This is a genomic window from Psychrobacter sp. ANT206, assembly GCF_056880555.1.
Genome location: NZ_CP096271.1, coordinates 320,019 through 340,969 on the forward strand (window position 1 = coordinate 320,019; position 20,951 = coordinate 340,969).

11 protein-coding genes are annotated in these 20,951 nt (G+C 42.9%); 4 read left to right on the forward strand and 7 right to left on the reverse strand.

The genetic code is table 11. The features are described from left to right. Positions 1-23 precede the first annotated feature (23 nt). Positions 24-3,143, reverse strand: coding sequence for a DNA mismatch repair protein MutS (gene mutS, locus M0221_RS01400; RefSeq protein WP_483284137.1), 3,120 nt, complete (start codon positions 3,141-3,143; stop codon positions 24-26). A 398-nt stretch (positions 3,144-3,541) separates the two neighbouring features. Here mutS and secA point away from each other — a divergent pair, with 398 nt between their 5' ends. Both secA and M0221_RS01410 read left to right on the forward strand, forming a co-directional pair. Further along, on the forward strand, positions 3,542-6,310 hold the full coding sequence (gene secA, locus M0221_RS01405; RefSeq protein ID WP_483284138.1) for a preprotein translocase subunit SecA: 2,769 nt from the start codon (positions 3,542-3,544) through the stop codon (positions 6,308-6,310). A 182-nt stretch (positions 6,311-6,492) separates the two neighbouring features. Continuing rightward, complete coding sequence (locus M0221_RS01410) at positions 6,493-7,014, forward strand: hypothetical protein (protein WP_483284139.1); 522 nt, start codon at positions 6,493-6,495, stop codon at positions 7,012-7,014. A gap of 94 nt (positions 7,015-7,108) precedes the next feature. On the opposite strand, the gene M0221_RS01415 is transcribed toward M0221_RS01410, so the two are convergent. From M0221_RS01415 to M0221_RS01435, 5 genes are all read right to left on the reverse strand, one after another. Continuing rightward, positions 7,109-7,777, reverse strand: a complete 669-nt coding sequence (locus M0221_RS01415) for a YsnF/AvaK domain-containing protein (RefSeq protein ID WP_483284140.1) — start codon at positions 7,775-7,777, stop codon at positions 7,109-7,111. Positions 7,778-7,948: 171 nt separating this feature from the next. Beyond that, the gene (locus M0221_RS01420) at positions 7,949-8,797 is read right to left on the reverse strand and encodes a DUF2382 domain-containing protein (protein ID WP_133103825.1); all 849 of its coding nucleotides are present in this window, start codon (positions 8,795-8,797) and stop codon (positions 7,949-7,951) included. A 387-nt stretch (positions 8,798-9,184) separates the two neighbouring features. After that, positions 9,185-10,366 (reverse strand): thiolase family protein, encoded by a 1,182-nt coding sequence (locus M0221_RS01425; RefSeq protein ID WP_483284141.1) that lies wholly within the window; start codon positions 10,364-10,366, stop codon positions 9,185-9,187. 58 nt (positions 10,367-10,424) lie between these two features. Further along, positions 10,425-11,771 (reverse strand): homoserine dehydrogenase, encoded by a 1,347-nt coding sequence (locus tag M0221_RS01430; protein ID WP_483284142.1) that lies wholly within the window; start codon positions 11,769-11,771, stop codon positions 10,425-10,427. A 214-nt stretch (positions 11,772-11,985) separates the two neighbouring features. Continuing rightward, positions 11,986-12,843, reverse strand: coding sequence for a DsbC family protein (locus tag M0221_RS01435; RefSeq protein WP_483284143.1), 858 nt, complete (start codon positions 12,841-12,843; stop codon positions 11,986-11,988). A 401-nt stretch (positions 12,844-13,244) separates the two neighbouring features. On the opposite strand from M0221_RS01435, the gene M0221_RS01440 reads away from it, so the two are divergent. Next, on the forward strand, positions 13,245-14,168 hold the full coding sequence (locus M0221_RS01440; RefSeq protein WP_149408897.1) for a DUF808 domain-containing protein: 924 nt from the start codon (positions 13,245-13,247) through the stop codon (positions 14,166-14,168). A 123-nt stretch (positions 14,169-14,291) separates the two neighbouring features. Here the strand turns inward: M0221_RS01440 and M0221_RS01445 are convergent, their stop codons facing one another. Further along, positions 14,292-18,632: an Rne/Rng family ribonuclease gene (locus tag M0221_RS01445; RefSeq protein WP_483284144.1), complete on the reverse strand. Its 4,341-nt coding sequence runs from the start codon at positions 18,630-18,632 to the stop codon at positions 14,292-14,294. A 1,207-nt stretch (positions 18,633-19,839) separates the two neighbouring features. Here M0221_RS01445 and M0221_RS01450 point away from each other — a divergent pair. Continuing rightward, positions 19,840-20,856, forward strand: coding sequence for an RluA family pseudouridine synthase (locus M0221_RS01450; RefSeq protein ID WP_483284145.1), 1,017 nt, complete (start codon positions 19,840-19,842; stop codon positions 20,854-20,856). Positions 20,857-20,951: the final 95 nt, after the last annotated feature.

Consider the following 20,951-nt stretch of genomic DNA (forward strand, 5'->3'; position numbering starts at 1 on the left):
TTGAGATAATTTAACAATTCCCTTTAATAACTAATGATTTTCTTCAGATGATATAGTAAATCATGTGCCTGCTTTGGCGTTAGGCTATCAGGGTCGATAGCCTGTAGCTCATCTTGTAAGCTAAATATCTGATTTTGTTGTGGAATATCTGTATTTTTTTGTTTTTTATCAAGATTCCCGATGTTTGATTTCTCTATATTACTATTATAAGTCTGCTGGCGTTTATCCTTTACCGACTTAGCTAATTCATTTTTGTCATCATCAATACTTTCGTTATCTGGTTTTAGATTGTCTATGCTTAAGTTATCTACTAAATAACGCTTGGCATCATTCAGCACTTGAGTTGGGATACCCGCCATTTTTGCCACATGTAACCCAAAGCTGGAGCTTGCCGCACCATCTTTGATTTGATGCAGTAGTAACAGTTGACCGTCGATCTCACTGGCGGCGACATGGACATTACGGATAAGTTTGTCATTGCTGCCACTACTTTCTCTAGGGTTTTGCGCCAATTTTGTCAGCTCAAAATAATGAGTGGCAAATAATGTCAGGCAGCCAATCTCTACCAATCGATTAATGCAAGCATGAGCGATTGCCAAGCCATCAGTGGTGGCTGTACCGCGTCCGACTTCATCCATCAGCACCAACGATTTATTGGTCGCTTGGTTGAGAATATTAGCGGTTTCAATCATCTCTACCATAAAGGTTGATTTGCCACCCGCCAAATCATCAGCCGAACCAATACGGGTAAAGATACGGTCAATATCTCCGATACAAGCGCTCGCTGCTGGAACAAAGCTACCACAATGAGCAAGTAGAACAATTAAAGCAGTTTGGCGCATATAGGTCGATTTGCCACCCATATTAGGACCAGTAATCATTAATAATCGCTCAGGGTTTGCATGACTGCCCAATGCACAATCATTGGCGACAAAATGACTGCTATGTTTAGCAGGATTATTTTGATGAGTATGAATAGGATTTAGTGCAGCTTCTACAACAACATGACGACCTGCTTTGATATCAATATTGGTTTGACTGTTATTATTCAAGCCATTTTCTGAGTGACTGTTTTCTAAGCTACTATCTAAGATGCTATTATCGTTTTTCGAGTCGTTACTCATGACTGGACGTTGCCAGTTATAAGTGATCGCAAGCTGTGCCCAGTTACTGAGGACATCTATCTGGGCGATAGCAGCGCTAAGCTGTTGTAATTCAGCTAAATGGCTACCTAATTGTATCAATAGCTCATTATACAGATGCTTTTCGCGAGTCAATGCTAAGCTTTGCGCGCTTAGATATTCAGTTTCGACTGTTTTTAGCTCGTCAGTGATGAATCGCTCGCTACTTTTCAGCGTTTGTCGACGGATAAAATGCGCTGGTGCATTCTTTGCCTGCATTTTAGGCAATTCAAAATAAAAACCGCTGACCTTATTAAAACCCACTTTTAGACTGGGTAATTGGCTCTCTTGACGCGCGCTTTCTACCATCTCATCCAATGTCACTTGGATATTGTCATGCAGATGAGTCAGGCGATCAAACTCAGCATCATAGCCTGCGGCTAGCATGCCACCGTCACGGATATGGGCAGGCGGCTCAACGATAATGGCTTGCTCAATCAGCTCGGCTATAGACTGTACGACATGTAGCTGCGCAGGCAATTGCTGCATTAGCATCGGTAATAGTCCCGCTTGCTCATGGCGAATACCTGCATTTGTCATTAGCGTCGTAAGCTGGGCGCTACTAGCAATACCATCAGCCAATTTGCGCAAGTCACGCGGCTTGGCGCTCATTAGCCCAATACGACTACTGATACGTTCCATATCCCCGATGGCGTTTAAGGTTTCGCGCAAGCTGGTAACTAATAAGATATTTCCCGAGCATTGCTCAGACTGTTTATCAGTATTTAACAAGCTAGTTATCGCATCTAAACGCAAGTTAATACGCGAATGCTGACGCAGTGGGCGTTTCATTTGCTGCACGAGTAAGCGTCGACCCATCGGCGTTTGACAATGATTGAGCACCGATATTAATGACGTACCATTACTACTAACGGGCGTAAATAGCTCAAGGTTTTGCTGGCTATTGGCATCAATGATTAAATAGTCATCATTATATTCGACGATAAGCTGGTTAACTTGTGGTACATGACGCTGCTGGGTTTGTCGTGCATAGTGAATAAGCGCCGCACAGCTAGCCTGGGCAAGTGGTGCATCGCTAATACCAAGCCCATCAAGACGCTGAACCTCAAACTGTTGGCACAAAGTTTCGCTGGCATGCTCACGGTGGAAGTCATTGCCCGCAACTTCAATAATAGGGCAGTCGAGATGTTGACGTAGCCACAGCAGCCAGTCTGCGCTGATATCACCGTTACTGTCACTCAGCGCTTCACTAATAATACATTCGCTTGGCGCAAAGCGTGCCAGCACCGTGAGCATTTGGGTTTGTAAAGCTTCAATATCATCTTGATTAGCGCTGATCGTTTGCGTCGTCAAAGTTCCAGCGGCTAAATCCATTTGGCTAACGGCAGCTTGCACAGGTTGTTTGCTGTTCGATTTAGGAATTTCGATATCAATAGCGACGACAGTCGGGGTGTGATTGGGCGCAATGAGTGCATCATCGGTAATCGTCCCTGCGGTCAGCGTTTTGACCACTTCACGGCGCATAATAGTGCCAGCAGTAGATTTACTCTTATCTTTCTTTTGCTTATCGCCCATTGTAGGAATATTTGACGGGTTACTCGCATTACCAACGGCTGATTCATCGATTTGCTCGCAGACAACGACGGTTTGCCCAGCAGCTATCAATCTTGCCATATAACTATCTGCAGCATGAAAAGGGACACCTGCCATCGCAATCGTATTACCTGCTTTATCGGTACCTCGACGGGTTAAAGTAATGTCCAATATTTGTGCCGCGCGTTTGGCATCATCAAAAAATAACTCGTAAAAATCACCCATCCGGTACAGCAATAACGCTTGGGGATAGTTAACCTTCATATTGAGATATTGCACCATCATCGGCGTATGATCTGCCAAGTGATAGATGGCATCACCTATGACCAATGAGTCAGAGTCAACTGGCACAGATTTTGAAGTGGGTTTACTAAGATTGTTATTTTGAGCAGAAGGTTTAACTGGCATGCAGAATCTCTTAAGTTGTCTTTTTTATTTATTGAATAGGGGTGTTTAAATAAGTTTGGCTAGATAGAAGGCTTTAGATATAAAGGCTAATAATAATCGGTTCAAAATAAAATAGATCATCTAAAAAGTGTGCTGGCAATAAGCAAAAAAATTGAAAAACATAGGTTTATAAGTGTTATTTTAACACGTCCTATCACCTTTTTACGTCGGCAAATATCTGCTAACTGCCCTTGTATCCATCGCCGTCATAACCATATATAATGACGTCACACTTAATTGGGCGATATTTTATTGGACTGTCTTAAATTGGACAGTAACCAGCCAAATAATTAAAAAAACAGCGAGTAAAGCGTTGTCATGCGCACTAATTATCGAATATTTCCATAGGTCAAAAAATTATGTTATCAAAGATTATAGGCAGTGTCGTTGGCACCAAAAATGAGCGTGAGCTTAAACGCATGCGCAAAGTGGTCAGCAAAATCAACGCATACGAGGCTGCGATACAAGCCCTGTCTGATGAGCAATTACAACAAAAAACTGAAGAATTTAAAGCAAGACACCAAGGCGGCGAAAGTCTAGATGCGTTATTGCCAGAAGCGTTTGCGGTTTGTCGTGAAGCGTCGCTACGGGTTAACGGTATGCGTCACTATGACGTGCAGCTGATCGGTGGTATTACCTTGCACGAAGGCAAAATCGCTGAGATGAAAACTGGTGAGGGTAAAACCTTGATGGGTACCTTGGCCATGTACCTCAATGCCATCAGTGGCAAAGGCGTACATTTGGTGACGGTTAATGATTATTTGGCGGCACGTGATGCGGAATTAAACCGTCCCTTATTTGGCTTTTTGGGCATGACGGTTGGCGTGATTTACTCGCAGCAACCACCACAAGAAAAAGTCGATGCTTATCAAGCGGATATCACTTACGGTACCAATAACGAGTACGGTTTTGATTATTTGCGCGATAACATGGTCTTTAGTTTAAAAGAGAAAAAGCAGCGCCCGCTAAACTTCTGTATTATCGATGAAATTGACTCTATTTTAATCGATGAAGCTCGTACGCCGTTGATTATCTCGGGTCAAGCTGAAGATTCATCACGCATGTATGCGCTGATTAATACCATTATTCCCGTGCTGATTCGCTCAAAAGACGAAGAAGCCAATAAGAATAATGAAGAAGAAGATTTCTGGATTGATGAGAAAAATCGCCAGATTGAGATTAGTGAAAAAGGCTATGAGAAGATTGAGCGCTTCTTAATCCAAGTCGGTGAGCTTGGCGAAAACGAAAGTCTTTATAGCCCAAGCCGTTTGCCATTATTGGCTCACGTACAAGCGGCGATTCGTGCCCACCATGTCTTTGTCAAAAATATCCATTATATTGTCGATGATGGCGAAGTGGTTATCGTTGATGAAAACACCGGTCGTACTATGCCGGGTCGTCGTTGGTCAGAAGGTCTGCATCAAGCCGTTGAAGCCAAAGAAAATGTTGAGATTCAAGCAGAAAACCAAACACTTGCAACCACCACATTCCAGAATTTTTTCCGTCTGTATGACAAACTGTCTGGTATGACGGGTACCGCTGATACTGAAGCGGCAGAATTTAAATCAACCTATGACTTAGATGTCATTGTGATTCCAACGCATGAGCCGATTGCTCGTGTCGATATGGATGACCAAATTTTCTTAACCAAGTTAGGCAAATACAAAGGCATCATCCGCGAGATTCAAGAGATTCAAGCTAAAGGCGCGCCAGTATTGGTCGGTACGGCAACGATTGAAGCCAGTGAAGAATTGTCCTATCTGCTCGATCAAGAAGGCGTTAAGCATAATGTGCTAAACGCTAAGCAGCATGAGCGTGAAGCTGAAATCATTGCGCAGGCAGGTAGTCCAAAATCGGTCACGATTGCTACCAATATGGCAGGTCGTGGTACCGATATTATCCTTGGCGGTAACTGGCAATCGTTTATTGAAGATATTGATGCGGTTAGCCCTGAAGAAATGGCGCGTCTAAAAGCCCAATGGCAAATCAAGCATGACCAAGTCGTTGCGGCTGGTGGTTTGCATATTATTGGTTCTGAACGTCATGAATCACGCCGTATTGATAATCAGCTGCGTGGTCGTGCAGGTCGTCAAGGTGATCCTGGGATGTCACGTTTCTTCTTATCACTTGAAGATGACCTAATGCGTATCTTTGCCGGTGACCGCGTCGTGAATATGATGCGTGCCATGGGTCTCAAAGAAGATGAAGCCATTGAACATAAAATGGTTTCAAAGTCGATTGAAAACGCTCAAGGTAAAGTAGAAAGTCGTGATTTTGATGCGCGTAAAAACCTACTGAAATACGATGATGTGGCCAATGATCAACGTAAAGTCATCTATGGTCAGCGTGATGATTTGTTGGCTGAGATGGATTTGTTAGAGGCCATTAAAATCATGCATCAAGAAGTCTATAATGCCATGATTAACCAGTTTATTCCGCCAGGTTCTATCGATGATCAGTGGAATATCGATGGGTTAGAGGATGAGCTTGAGAACGAATTTAAGATTGCAATGCCTATCAACGATTGGCTTGATGAAGATCGCCGCCTAGATGAAGAAGGCTTACGAGCCAAGATCATCGAAACAGCATTGGATCGTTATCACAGTCGCCGTGAACAAATGGGCGAAAAAGATGCTGCCCAGCTTGAGCGTCATTTTATGCTGCAAAGTTTAGATAAGCACTGGAAAGAGCATTTAACCCAGATGGATCAGCTGCGTAAAGGTATTCATTTACGTGGTTATGCACAGAAAAACCCTGAGCAGGAATATAAGCGTGAATCATTTGAGCTGTTCCAGATGATGCTTGGCGCGATCAAGTCTGAAACAGTACAAGACTTATCACGTGTGCATATCCCAACCAAAGAAGAGCTAGAGGCGTTAGAAATACAGCAACGTGAAAATGCCGCTCATATGCAAATGCAGTTTGAGCATAGTGATATCGATAATATGGACGGCGGTGTGGAGAGAGCAGCAGTGCAAAGCCGCAATGTCGTTGGCGCTGCTACGGGTGCTGGCGTAGCAGGGGCTATGGCGGGCACAGACCCATATGCTGGTATGAATATCAGCCGTAACGCCCCATGTCCATGTGGTTCAGCACTTAAGTATAAGCAATGTCATGGTAAAATATAAACCTAGCTAACATTCCTTGATTAAAAAGTCCTTATCGAATAGATAGGGGCTTTTTTTATGCACTGAGGATTGATGGCTGAATAAAAATATCATCTACATTGTATTGATTACTTACAAATTCAATGTAGGCGCGCATTTGTGGACAGGCTATAGTGTTTAGCATAATTATTTGGGAGAGCATGATGAATGTAGCATTATTAAAACAGTGGCGTCACTCTTTGGTTGTTACGGCATTATTGGCAGGAGCCTTGTCTATAACAGCCTGTCAGCCAAAGCAAGAAACAGAGCCAAGTCTAGAAGAGAGTATCAGTGAAGAGCAGGCTGTGCCTATGTCTGCTGAACCTGCAGAGCCAAGTGATGTAGTCGTAGATGCCCCCGCTAGCGAAGTCGCAGATGATACCGTAGCTACAGTAAATACTGGCGTCAATCAAATAACGTACTTGTGCTCTCCTGAGCTAGAAGTCGAAGCGACTTATAAAGATACTAACCAAGTGGTGCTTGCGACTGCTAAAGGGTCAGTCACTTTGACAAAAACCAATGAAGCCAGCAATCCTGAAGTATTTGAGGGCGCAACGGCTATCGATGGTACGACAGGCTTTGTACAGTGGCGCGTGGCCCATAAAGATCGCGAAACAGGTGTAATGCGTACCGCTGGCACTGACGCTACTAACGTCACTACTTATGAATGTAAAAAGACCCAATAATGGCTAGAACATTGATGGATAATTTAATATAAAAAAAGCAACGTTCGCGTTGCTTTTTTGCTTTTGCTTTCCACAAAATCAGAAACTCGACAGCTTATCTCTTATGAGCCGTATTTTGCTCATGTGCCAAAAACCCTTCTTCAGTAACGTCGAGTTCTTCATGTTTGAGTTCGATTTCAATGCTGTCAGTATGCGTATGTGTGGTTTTTTCAATGGCTATTTCTTGGACGACGTAAGTGTCCTTAGTAATGGTTGCGATTTGACGCGATAAAACAATTTCAATAGGCGCATCGCCAATCTCAACTTGTGTGCCATTAATAGTAACAACGGCTTTACTATCTAATGAAGGCTCCACATGACGCAATATGTCTTTATCATCATAGTTCCCTGACAATAGATCCTGACTTTCGGCATCCTGATAATCGGTACGTACCGTGATATATTCTTCTACCAGCTCAATAGGTACTTGAATAGTTTTGGTGCGAAAATGCTTGGTGACAGTTACTTTACCAACATCTAAGCGCTCTTTATTGATCACTGGGCGCTCTTCTAATAATTCTAGATAACCACCGTTAGTGTTATTAGTATCGGTTAGATTTTCTGAAATACTTTCTTGTTGATTGCTTATTATTGTTTGCTTCTGACTATGATCAGATGATAACAAGTCAGATGAGGTTAAATCATCTTGCGTGCCACTAGCGGTATTATTGGTAAAATCAGGATAGTTGGTATTAGGATAGTTATTTTCATTATTAGCATTCATGGTTGTTGTCCTTATTATTGTATATAAAAAAAGACCAGAGACGAGCTCTGGTCTTATCTACTGAGCAAATCACTCAGTGGCTAATGGCTGTCGTATAGTATTGATTTAAATAGTATATAACAATATCACAAATACTATTTAGATTACAAAGCCATACGAATGGCTAGGCTATTACATACCACGAGCGCGGCGTACATCTTCAGCAGTGATATCATCACGGGTAAACAAATTGCCATCACGATCAATCACGTTACCATTATTATCGACATCTAGCTCTTCACGTTGAATGGTATCTACGATAGTCTCAGTATGACGTTCTGTCGTTTTACCAACATTTACTTCTTCTGTGACATAGGTCTCTTTATTGACATGAGCACGCTCAGCTTCTAGCTCAACTTCGATCGTCTCATTGCCATCGATATCACCGATACGGCGTTCAGTTGGGCGATTAACATTGGTACGTTCAATATTGGCATGCTCTTCTTCCAAGTCAACATTGACGTTACGCTCTTCAGTCACGACATGCTTACCGACTTTTACTAAACCTGCCACAATACGATCTTTATTAACAGTCAGACGTTCTTCTAATAGCTCTAACGTATTGGGTGCATCGTAATTATGGTCGGCAATTTCCATACGCTCAGCTTCTGGGATACTGTCAGCGACAAATGCCTGACGGTCTCTTTCATACTGTTCTTTATAGCTATACTGGTAATCATGGTCATAGACTTCCATCGCTTCTACCTGCGATTTGGTCAAGCTATCAAAGAATACGTCATCACCAACGATACGTGCTAAACCTGCTGGTACCAATACTTCTTTTGAGCTAAACCAGCCACCTGCATCGACGATTAAGTAACGAATGCGACCAGTAGTATCTTCTACCAATGCGCCTTCAATTTTACCGATTTTTTCTTCATTAACACCAAAAGCAGTCTTGCCAGTTGGGTCATAATAATCATCACCGATCAGATCACGGTGAGTTGCTTGGATATCTCTTAAACGAATAAGTTGGCTCATTATTATCTTCCTTTTGTATGAGTAAATTTCTTTTTATAAAATGGTTTATTGATATTCTTATATGAACTGTTATTAGATAAACGGTTCAAGCAATAGTATTTATTATAGCCAGTCGCTATCTCGACTTGTTGATATCGTAACAGGACGATTTGGCATGAGATATATAAGCAAGGTAGCAAAGTGTGCGCTTGACGTAAGGGTGTGTAATAGGCTGTAAAGAGCATAATCACTATATAACCTTTAAGTTAAGGCTTTCCTACGCTAATACGTTTAAGCAGACGGGTGTTAATATTTTGACATAAAAAAATCGCATTGCTCAAAGCAATGCGGTTTTAGATTCTGATAATAAGCTAAAAATTTACAGCATACCGATCATTTTAAAATAGCTTAAGCCAATTCGATTGCTACTGCTACTGCTTCGCCGCCACCGATACACAGTGTAGCAACGCCTTTTTTGCCACCAGTACGCTTTAGAGAGTTAATAAGCGTCACTAGGATACGCGCACCTGAACAGCCAACTGGGTGACCAAGGGCACAAGCACCGCCTTCGATGTTTACCTTAGCATGGTCAATGTTTAGCTCATCCATTGCTGCCATCGTAACCATGGCAAATGCTTCATTGATTTCCCATAAATCGACATCAGCGACTGACCAGCCAGCACTTGCCAATACTTTTTCAATCGCGCCAACTGGGGCAATAGTGAACTCGCTTGGATGACGAGAATTAGAGGCAGTCGCAATGATACGCGCTTGATACTCTAGACCTTCTTCTTTGGCTTGTGACTCTTTCATCAATACAACAGCTGCAGCACCGTCTGAGATAGAGCTGGCGTTTGCTGCGGTGATGGTACCGTCTTTTGCAAAGGCAGGACGCAAAGTAGGGATGCGCTCAGCATTAGCAAGGGCAGGCTGCTCATCGGTATCAACCGTTTGCTCGCCTTTACGAGTTTTGAACGTAACTGGTTCAATTTCATCTTTGAAATGATTGTCTTTGATCGCTGTAAGTGCACGATTTAGCGACTCAATAGCAAAATTATCCATTTGTTCGCGCGTATAGCCTTTTTCATCCGCCATTTCTTGTGCAAATTGACCCATTAACTTACCAGTATCGGCATCTTCTAGACCGTCTAAGAACATATGATCTTTGACTTCTTTATGTCCCATGCGATAGCCACCACGCGAACCTGGCATGATATAAGGCGCATTGGTCATCGACTCCATACCGCCAGCAACAGCAACCTTAAAGCTTCCGGCTTTGATACCGTCATGAGCTTGCATAACTGCTTTTAGACCTGAGCCGCACAGCTTATTGATGGTAACTGCACCCGTCGCATCAGACAAGCCAGCTTTGCGCATCGCTTGACGCGCAGGACCTTGACCCAAACCTGCGGTTAAGATACAGCCCATAATAACTTCATCAATATTATCAACATTAACGCCTGAACGCTCAACAGCTGCTTTGATAGCCGCTGCGCCCAAATCTGTGGCGCTTATGTCTGTCAATGCGCCTTGGAAGCCGCCCATTGGGGTGCGAGCGCCGTTTAAGATTACAATTGCATCATGTGACATTGTTATTTCCTTTTTTGAGTATTTTAATCCAACATATTTGATTGATCAAAGCATATTTTTACGCCAGCTCATCTAAGCGTATGCGTACTACTTTATCAGTAATGGTGTCTAACTTCTCGATTTTTTCGATGGCAAGATTCATCTGACTCTCAACCACTGGCAGCGTTAAAATAATCACTGGCACTTGCCCGAGCTTATGCGCCGGTTTTTGTAAAATAGCATCGATATTGATACCGGCATCACTCAAGATACGGGTAATATCTGCCAACACACCAGGGCTATCGTACGCATGGACACGTAGGTAATATCCGGTAATCATTTGTTCAGCACGCAATATTGGCGTATCTGACAATTTTTCAGGGATAAAAGCTAAGTGCGGTACATGATGACCATTGTTGTTTTGTTGGTCAGCATCTTTACATCCTAATACACGCACTAAATCCATTACATCTGCCATCACTGCAGAAGCCGTTGCGCCTGCACCCGCGCCGTCACCGCAATATAACGTCTGACCGAGAGGGTGAGAGTTCACTAGTACGGCATTCTTTACGCCATTAACATTAGCAAGTAGGGCGTTCTGTGGAATCAGCGTTGGGTGTACACGCAGCTCAATACCGGCGCTGTCGTCCCCGCTGCCATTTCCTGCACGGCGAACCGCAAAGCCCAAGTGCTTAATACGATAGCCAAGCTCTTCAGCGTAATTGACATCCTGCAAAGTAATACCGGTAATACCTTCACAGTAGACTTTGTCAAACTGCAATGGAATACCAAAGGCGATAGAGGCAAGTAGCGCCAGCTTGTGCGCCGCATCGATACCTTCAACGTCAAAAGTAGGGTCGGCTTCAGCATAACCAAGTGCTTGCGCCTCGCTCAATACATCGGCAAACGGACGACCTTTATCGCGCATCTCTGTCATGATAAAGTTGCCCGTACCATTAATGATACCCGCTAGCCAATCAATTTTATTGGCAGCTAAACCTTCACGCATGACCTTAATAATTGGAATACCACCTGCTACGGCTGCTTCATAGGCGACATGAACATTATGCTGTTCAGCAAAAGCAAAAATCTCATTACCATGCTCAGCCAATAACGCTTTATTGGCGGTCACCACATGCTTGCCATTTTTGATGGCGTGCATAATAACGTCTTTTGCAAGGGTCGTACCGCCAATTAATTCGATAACAATATCGACATTGTCACTGGCAGCGGTTGCCATCAGATCACTGTTTTGCATAATATTGGGATTAATGTCATCACGCTGACGACGAATACCAACTTCGGTAATCACAATGTCGCGTCCGCTACGACGTTTTAGTTCATCTAAATTATCATTGATTAGATTGACCACGCCCGTTCCGACGGTGCCTAAACCAAGTATCGCTAGTTTGATGGATTTGCTCACAGGATCCTCAAGAGATTAAATAGTGGGATAAAAAGCGCGGTTATGAAAGATCTTGAAACTACAAGAATCACTAACATAAATAAGCGCTTATATAGAAATTATATGGCTAAGCTTGCCTAGCGCTTTATCCTATCATACCGATAAGCAGTTGTGACGTCTACACAATGTCGCCACCGTCATACATATCACAAATACTTAAATCATATAACCGTCTTTAGTTAGCGCCAACTGCTTCTGCCAATTGAGCTGCAGGTAGATAGCCGCCTACTTGCTGTCCTGCTTCAGTAAAGATAGCGGGCGTACCTCGCACACCAAGTTTTGCCCCTAATGCCATCTGTTCTTGTACAGGATTGGCACAGCTAGGCGCTTGTACATCGGCGCCAGCTTTCCCCTGATTCATTGCCGCCTTACGATCTTGACTACACCAAATAGCTTCCATTTTTGGCACTGATTCTTGGCTACGTGGCCATGCCAAATAACGTACCTCGATGCCACGTGTATTAATATCATCCATCTCTTCATGCAATTTACGGCAATAACCACAATCTGCATCTGTAAAGGCGTAAACCACAGCTTTAGTCGCGCCTTTTGCTGGATAAATAACCATGTCTTTTTTGTCGACTGCTTTTAACGCTTCTTGGGCAGTACTGGCCAACAACGCGGCACTAATATCCACAGGCGCTTCTGCACCAACCGCGATGATTTGCCCTTGAATAATATGCTTGCCCGCCTTATCCGTAAAAAAAGAAGGCAATCCTTCAGCTGTCACCCAATAAATACCAGTCATATCGGTTGGTACAGCTGAGAGAATAGTCTCTTCAATACCAGAAGCCTTTAAATTGGCTTGCAAAGACTTTACTACTTTGGCATCGCTGTCCTTAGAAACCGCAGCAGTACTCGTTTTGGCTTTGCTGCTATTGACAAGATCTGTATTGCTGGTCGCATCTGCTGCATTATTAGAGCAGCCAGCTGCAACGATAACCAGCAAGGCAGCACTCATAACACGAGTAAGAGGACTGCGAGAAAACGTATCACGGTTGGGATTGGTTTTAGAAAAAGGCGCTAAGAACATAGGATGTTTCCTTTAGGCAGTCATGCCTAATCAAGATTTTGGTAGCAAAAAGGTAATGAAGATTTTTTGGAATGTTGATCTAACATGATGACTAGATCGATCTATAAGAGGTAATAAATTTTTACAGTTTATTGATAACAAAAGATAACTAATAATCAGCCTCATATTAGCATATTTTTATAAATAACCGCGAAAGCCTGTATAACGGTCTTATTAAATACACAATTTGTAGCTATTCGTTAAGAAAATATAAATAAAATACATTTGTGCTATTTCATATCATTTTATGTCTAGGTAGGCTACTGCTTATAACTGTGTTTTGTGACTGACCATATTTTACGACAGAGTCATCTGTTATTTGAAAATTTACTTATTGAAGCAATTTAGCTTAAGGAGCAACTATGGCAGGTGCCAGTTTATTAACCTTACTTGATGATATCAGTGTAATCTTGGATGACGTTTCGGTCATGACCAAAATCGCCGCCAAAAAAACAGCAGGGGTACTGGGTGATGATTTAGCGCTTAACGCTGAGCAGGTCTCAGGCGTCAAAGCAAACCGTGAGCTTCCCGTTGTTTGGGCAGTTGCCAAAGGCTCATTTATTAATAAGCTCATTTTGGTCCCAGCGGCGTTACTTATCAGCGCTATTTACCCGCCATTAATTACGTTTTTATTGATGTGTGGTGGGTTGTTTTTGGTTTATGAAGGTGCTGAAAAAGTCATCCACCGCTTTTGGCCACATGCTTTACCACATGATGAAGAGCAAGAAGCTCGTCGCAAAGCCAATGCTGATGAAAAGGTAGACTTGGTTGCTTTTGAAAAAGAGAAAATCAAAGGAGCAATACGTACCGATTTTATTTTATCAGCAGAAATCATTGTGATTGCATTGGGTGCCACTGCTAGCGCAACTTTGCTAGAGCGCAGTTTAGTGCTGTCTATTTTAGCGATTAGTATTACCGTTGGTATCTATGGTTTGGTTGCTGGTATTGTCAAGATTGATGATGTTGGTTTACATATGATGGAAAAAGAAGGCGCATTTACCCAAAAGGTCGGTAAGGTTTTATTTGCTGCAGCGCCCAAATTAATGAAATTTCTATCTATCGCTGGTACCTTGGCGATGTTCTTAGTCGGTGGTGGTATCTTAGTGCATGGCATTAATTTCTTATATCATGGTGTTGAGGATATTGCCCATTTGACCGGTATTTTTGAAAGTTTCACTACCGCCTTACTGAATGGTGTTATTGGCTTTATTATTGGCGCGATCATCGTTGCACTCTTGACGGTTGTTGGTAAAATACGCAATAAGGATGAATCTGCTGCTCATTAATAGCTTTAGTTGTTAATCGACAATATTAAATAAGCTCTTATATTCGATCAAATAGAAGATAAAAAAGCCCCAAAGTTGCTGGCAACTTTGGGGCTTTTGCTTTTTAGACAGGGTAACTTACGATTAGCTCTCTCTATCTGAGTTATCTGAATCATCTGACTCTAGTTTTTCAGCTTGCGTCGGCTTTTTATGGTCAGCTTTTGGCTTACGGGCACGAGCCTTTGGTACTTTAGGCGTTGTTAAGTTGAACATGCCTTTTTGTGGTAGTAATTGCTCTGCCACATTTTCAATCATGTTTTTATAACTGGCTATGGTCGTTTTTGACTTGGCTGCTTGACTGTCGTCTTTCAGAGAAGGCGCTACTATTGATTCAGCATCTTGTACAGTCTCACTTTGCTCGACAGTAACGTTTGCAGCCTCAGCAGCGTCGACGTCGGTCATTTTGATTTCAGCTACATCATTTTCGGCACTTTTGATACTTTCGATATCAGTGCTTTCGATATGAGCTTGCACTGCATCTACTTCTGCTAATTTTTGCTCAGCATCTAATAACTGCTTGCTTTGATCACTGACAGCATCTGCTTGAGCTTGATTGGCCAGAGCATCGGCTTCTACTTCATGCGCATCAATATCGATGCCCGTTTGAACGGGCTCGTTATTTGCCGCATCAGTCACAGCCAATACCGCTGATTCTTTATAATCAGGATGCTGACCACGTGGATCGTTGCTAGCACGTTTACTGATAGCACGAGGCTCTACTGATGTTTTACCTTGGGACGCTGCAAACTGACTGACGGCTTTTGTCATTGACTCAAACCGTGCAATGTAGTCCGCTGCTAAAGGCTGATAGCCGTAGTTACTAAAGTCAAAGTCGCTATGAGCAACTGGTTTAATAGCCACTTGTTTGTCAGCGCTGTCTTTAACTGGCGTCTGCTCTAGATGCTTAGCCATAGCAGCATTAAAGCAGCTGATGACACCGTCTGTCGCTAAGCGATTTTCTGCCTCTGCTAAGGTTGCACGGATAAATTCACCAACCGTACCACGAATGGTAGGAGCGCGTTCACTAGCTTGCGCATCCTGCTCATTTGCGTGAGACGCTTTAGCAAATGATGCTTGCACCTGTTGAAGACGTACGACGCGTGGGTCATTACTGGCTTGACCAAACTTATTTGCCGCAACGTAGCGTTCAGCAAATAAAGCATCACGGCTAAGCTCAAGTACTGCCTGACTGATACTATCCTCGGCAGCAACTTCGTTAGAATCCACGACCACATTTTCTTCGGCAGTATTTTCAGTAACATGAGCCTTCTGAGTGGTTTCGATTGGCGCTGCCTTTTCTATTTGTACCGCTACCACTTCTTGAGTTGATGCAGTATTCTCGGCTTCACTGTCCATGCTGCTTTTTGTATTAGCTCGTTCATCTATAGCAGGTTTGTGGCTACCAATTTTATCGCCGCTTTTATCGTCTTCTTTCGAAGTAGGTTGCTCCGCTTTGTTGGGATTAGCGCTTTTTTCTACTTGATCGATCTGAGTAGTATTGACTTGTGCAGAGACTTTTTCGGAAGTTTCAGCTTGGACGCTACTTTGTTGTGTGTTATCAGATGCAACGCTGCTGGTATCAATCGTTTTATCAGTTTGTTGAGCTGGTTTGTTATCGACTGGCTTTTGCTTATCCGCACGTTGCTCATTATTATTCTCTAAACGCTCCTTTGCAGCATCAGTATCACTTTCAATTACTGCTTGCTTGTGAGTCGCTTGGCGTGATGCAGACTTGCTATCATCTAATGACAAATGTACCACTTCTGGTGATTTGAGCTCACTAGTAGCTTCATTCACCTGTAATACTACTTCATTAGGGTCTTGGTTGCGACGCGCATTAGACTGGTTTTTGTTGCTGTTAGCATTTTTAGAGGCTTGCTGATTGTTTTGCTTAGAATCAGCTGCCGTTAAAGTTTCACCGCGCTCAAGCTTGCCACGTGATCCACGTTGACTGTTCGATTTGCGCTTAGTACGAGTTTGCTCTTCTACTACATTATCAGAGCTGTCAGAACGACTGCTGTCGCTGACACTGGTTGCATTAACACTGGTCGGATTAGCGTTGTCTTCATTTGTATTACGATTATTGTCTTGGCGATTGTTGCGATTACGATCGCTATGACGTCTATTATCTTGATGACGTTTATCTTGATTATTAGCTTTGTCATCAGTGCTAGCGCTGCTGTCAGTCGTATTGCTAGTGGCGCTATTCTCAGTTTCATCTGCCTGCTCTTTTCTTTGACGCGGCTTAGATGGTCTTGATTTGCGTGGTTTACGTCTTCTTCTTTCTTCAGCGTCGCTGCTATCATCAGTACTACTCTCAGCAGAACGTGTCAATTGACGATTCTGCTCATTACTACTTTGCTGATTAGTTGCTGGCTGAGGCGTTGCAGTATTTTGACTATTGTCATTGTTCGCTAAAGCCGTATTATCCACTTGGCCAAACGAGCCTAGACTTTGTGCTCCGGTATTGACCAATGCTTCAATAGCTTCAGCTGCGTCTCGGCTACTAACACTTGATGTCGTTTGAGCTTGCGGTGCTTGCGCAAATAAATTAGACAACCAAGCAACTGCTTGCGGCTGTGCAGCGGCAATAGCAGTAGGTTGTGGTGCTACTGGCGCTGATGGGGTCACAATGTTTTGAGAGCTCTGAGGGTTTTGAGCGCTTGGAGTCTCTTGAGCCTGTGGCGCACGTGCTGATGTCACATTGCTACTATTGTTATTACTGCGATGTTCATTGCTATGACTGGTGCTATTCTGTTGCTGCTGCGTAGGCGTACTTTGCTGGGCATTAGGACGAGCCTGCGCTTGATCGCTGCTATTTTTATCCGCAGCTTGACGAGGCTGTCGAGTTGGCTGCTGCTCAGGGCGCTCTTTTTCAGCCGTTTGCCAGTCAACGTTGTAGCCAAGCTCGCTATGTTCTTGCAGCTGAGTATCGGTGATACGCTCGTAGCTTGACGGGGCAAAGCCATCGCGATTAAAGTGAAGTTTAAAGTTTGGCGACTCTAAATGCGCATGCGGCAAAATAGTGATGCGCGTACCACTGTCTTGTTCAAGATAGACCAAGCTATCGCGTTTCTCATTCAGCAAAAACGCTGCGATATCAGTCGGTACTTCTGCTTGAACTTCACCTTGACGCTCTTTTAGCGCGATTTGCTCAATCTGACGCATGATAGATAATGACAATGAACGCAGGTCACGAATCATGCCATTACCATGACAGCGTGGACAGATATAACCGGTTGACTCTTCTAATGATGGACGCAGGCGCTGACGGCTCATTTCCATCAAACCAAACTTAGAAATGTCACCAAACTGGACACGGGCACGGTCATATTTGGTAGCATCAATCAGACGTTTTTCAACTTCTTTTTGATGCTTGTTGTCATTCATATCAATGAAATCAATGACAATCAAACCGCCCATATCACGCAGGCGCAATTGACGGGCAATCTCATCGGCGGCTTCTAGATTGGTATGGTAAGCGGTTTCAGCAACGTCTGAACCTTTGGTAGACTTAGCAGAGTTGATATCGATAGATACCAATGCTTCTGTCTGATCGATAACAATTGAGCCACCTGATGGTAGGCGAACTTCACGCTGATAGGCAGTTTCAATCTGTTTTTCAATATTAAAGCGCGAAAACATCGGCTCATAATCGGTATATTTGCGTAGTTTTTCAGCCTGTTTTGGCATCACAGCATCGATAAAGCCCGCTGCTTCAATATAAGCGTTTTCGTTATCAATCCAAATCTCAGAGATGTCATCACGTAGATAGTCACGGACAGCACGCGTAACGACGCCCGCTTCTTGATGCACTAGGCGCGGTGACGGATATTTTTGGTTTTGTTCTTGAATGGCTTGCCAGATGTTTAGCAAATGATTTAAATCGTGCTGCAAGTCTTCTTGGGTTTTACCAATACCAGCAGTACGTATGATGACACTCATGCCTTTTGGCAGATCTAAGCTGCCAAGCATACGTTTCATATCTTCACGCAATTTGCCTGAGATTTGACGTGAGATGCCACCGCCGCGAGGATTGTTTGGCATTAATACCAGATAACGACCAGCCAATGACACATAAGTTGAAAGGGCAGCGCCTTTATTGCCGCGCTCTTCTTTTTCAACTTGGACGATGAGCTCGTCACCTTCTTTGATCAGCTTTTTGATGTTCTCATCACGTGGATTGCCGCTTAAATATTCAGCAGAGATTTCACGAATCGGCAAGAAGCCTTGACGCTGTGAGCCATATTCGACAAATACCGCTTCAAGCGAGGGCTCGACACGGGTTACGTGGCCTTTATAGATATTAGATTTTTTTTGTTCGCGGGTACGGTTTTCTAAATCGAAATCGTATAGATGATTGCCTTTACAGAGGGCAACACGAATTTCTTCGTTTTGGGTGGCGTTGATTAAAATGCGTTTCATAATAGTATCCTATGAGTACGCATAATAACGAAAAGACAGGCTTTAGGGTAAAGTGGCAAGTACTTGCTAATAACAAAATTAGCATGAGCAGATATAAATTAACGAAAGAACATAAAGCATGGCATTAATAAAGCGCAGAAACGCGTTTCGAAAGCTTAACTTTGGACCAGTGATAGTAACTTCAATATAGAAGGTATAGGGTGTAAGTCTATATCTTAATATAAGCAGGCTTGTTATAGCGATTAATGCATAAGCAGGTTAGTGATCGTTTATTATCAGTATTTTGAACCATATTGGTGGTCAGCGCACTTTGTCATTTCGTCATAGTGGCGCATGGTTACTGATATATAAAGGTATTACTGATGCCAAAAAAGCATCGTGCTGTCACATAATCAATCAAGGTCTAGCAATCATATCGCTGTTGACTGTATAAATTACAATTCAGCGGTTATCCGTCCAGATTAAGCAATTAGTCATTCTTTATTTATCGTTCTTTTGGATATAACGTTAATAATATCTTGGGCGTCTCAAAGCGAGTTCTTGCTGCGTTAGTCATCAGCGGGGCGTACTTGGCAAACAGAATAAATGACCGGCTTATCGGCACGGTGTCTCATGTCTATTCTACTTATCGTCCTCTGTTTGACCACCAATACTCAGGCAGTTATCGAGGTTTACAGGGTAATACTCGATTGCACTCTCAACGACCCATACTTGCTCAACTGCACGCGGCTAAAGGACTGTTAGATAATAAATCATCAAATCAAGTCGTTATCATGCGGTAGTGAGTAAAGGGTATATGGTTGGTTATCGCTTAATAAAAGGCTAATGCCATATTTATCAAGTCGATCCTATCTATTGTCATAATATTCTGTAAGAAATGCTTCATAAGAATAAATAGTTTTTACTAAAAAATAATTTTTTACTGATAAATATCAGTCATGTTCTTTCAATTTACTAGGTATTATAAAGTATATCTGTTGCTATAACACCCTTAAAATCAGATGAAGCGCCGAGCTTGCATAGGTTGTATGAGTCAGCCGATTGTATTGACAAGTGATTAGCCAGTCATAAAATCGATATTTTCCACCTAAAACAACAATCAATTAGCAATGAATTATTGTCTCAACCTCTGCTTAATTGGCGCTCAACATGTTAAACTATAGCAAATCTTTATGTAATTGCCTAACTAAAAATGACGAACTCAAAAATGACAAACGACGAACCTATCCACGAAGCGCCAGCTATCTTTAATAGCAAAACGCGCCCACAAAGTGCTGACGATGAGATTAGCAACTTCGGCAAGGTCAATTACCTTGAAGTCACGCGTCATCAGCACGACCAGCGCTTGGATAACTTTTTGCTTAATCGCTTAAAAGGTTTGCCAAAACCGCATATCTATAAAATGATTCGCTCAGATGAGATTCGCGTCAATAACAAGCGCTGCAAGGCTCATGACAGAGTGCAGCGTGAAGACGTGGTACGTATTGCGCCAGTGGTACTTGCCACTCGTGAAAAACCTATCATCAGCACCGAATTTGCCAAAAGCTTATTGGCGCGTGTGGTCTATGAAGATGAAGGTTTGATCGTGCTTAATAAACCATCAGGTATTGCGGTTCATGGCGGTAGTGGTCTTGCATTTGGTGTCATTGAAGCCATGCGTGAAGTCACAGGCAAGAAGTATTTAGAGCTGGTGCATCGTATCGATAAAGATACTTCAGGTTTATTAATGATCTCTAAAAAACGCTCTGCACTTAAAGTATTGCAGCAGCATCTGGTCGACAAAACCATTCAAAAGCATTATTTATGTATTGCAAAAGGTCAGCCTGCACTTAACGAACAACGTATCGATGCGTCATTATTACGTTATACACTGGCAAGCGGTGAGCGCCGCGTTAAGGTAGATACACAAGACCCGCAAACCAAAGAGAGTCAGACTGATATCGTCGTTCATGGTCGTTTTATGATTGCTGAGCAGCACGTTAGCTTGATTGAAGCCAAGCCGCTCACCGGACGTACCCATCAAATTCGTGTGCATTTGGCGCACATTGGTCATGCTATCTTAGGGGATGATAAGTACCATGTACATGATAAATCTGGCGTGCATCGTCTATGCTTACATGCGTGGCGCTTAGATATACCTGGTTATGAGACTATCACTGCGCCTTTACCAGAAGAGATGCTCGACTGGATGCCAGAAGAGATTAAAGCCAATTTGCCTAAATAATCGGCTGCTTAAACAAGCTTTGATTAGATGATATGTTAAGCATCAGCTTTAAACGTCACGATAGCTTATGAAACATAAGTCGCCGTGACGTTTTG

What these genes read in the sequence shown, in the direction of transcription:
- M0221_RS01425 (WP_483284141.1), bottom strand. Translation starts at nt 10,366, where the DNA reads ATGTCACATGATGCAATTGTAATCTTAAACGGCGCTCGCACCCCAATG.
- M0221_RS01415 (WP_483284140.1), bottom strand. Translation starts at nt 7,777, where the DNA reads ATGAATGCTAATAATGAAAATAACTATCCTAATACCAACTATCCTGAT.
- M0221_RS01440 (WP_149408897.1), top strand. Translation starts at nt 13,245, where the DNA reads ATGGCAGGTGCCAGTTTATTAACCTTACTTGATGATATCAGTGTAATC.
- M0221_RS01445 (WP_483284144.1), bottom strand. Translation starts at nt 18,632, where the DNA reads ATGAAACGCATTTTAATCAACGCCACCCAAAACGAAGAAATTCGTGTT.
- mutS (WP_483284137.1), bottom strand. Translation starts at nt 3,143, where the DNA reads ATGCCAGTTAAACCTTCTGCTCAAAATAACAATCTTAGTAAACCCACT.
- M0221_RS01410 (WP_483284139.1), top strand. Translation starts at nt 6,493, where the DNA reads ATGAATGTAGCATTATTAAAACAGTGGCGTCACTCTTTGGTTGTTACG.
- secA (WP_483284138.1), top strand. Translation starts at nt 3,542, where the DNA reads ATGTTATCAAAGATTATAGGCAGTGTCGTTGGCACCAAAAATGAGCGT.
- M0221_RS01435 (WP_483284143.1), bottom strand. Translation starts at nt 12,843, where the DNA reads ATGTTCTTAGCGCCTTTTTCTAAAACCAATCCCAACCGTGATACGTTT.
- M0221_RS01420 (WP_133103825.1), bottom strand. Translation starts at nt 8,797, where the DNA reads ATGAGCCAACTTATTCGTTTAAGAGATATCCAAGCAACTCACCGTGAT.
- M0221_RS01450 (WP_483284145.1), top strand. Translation starts at nt 19,840, where the DNA reads ATGACAAACGACGAACCTATCCACGAAGCGCCAGCTATCTTTAATAGC.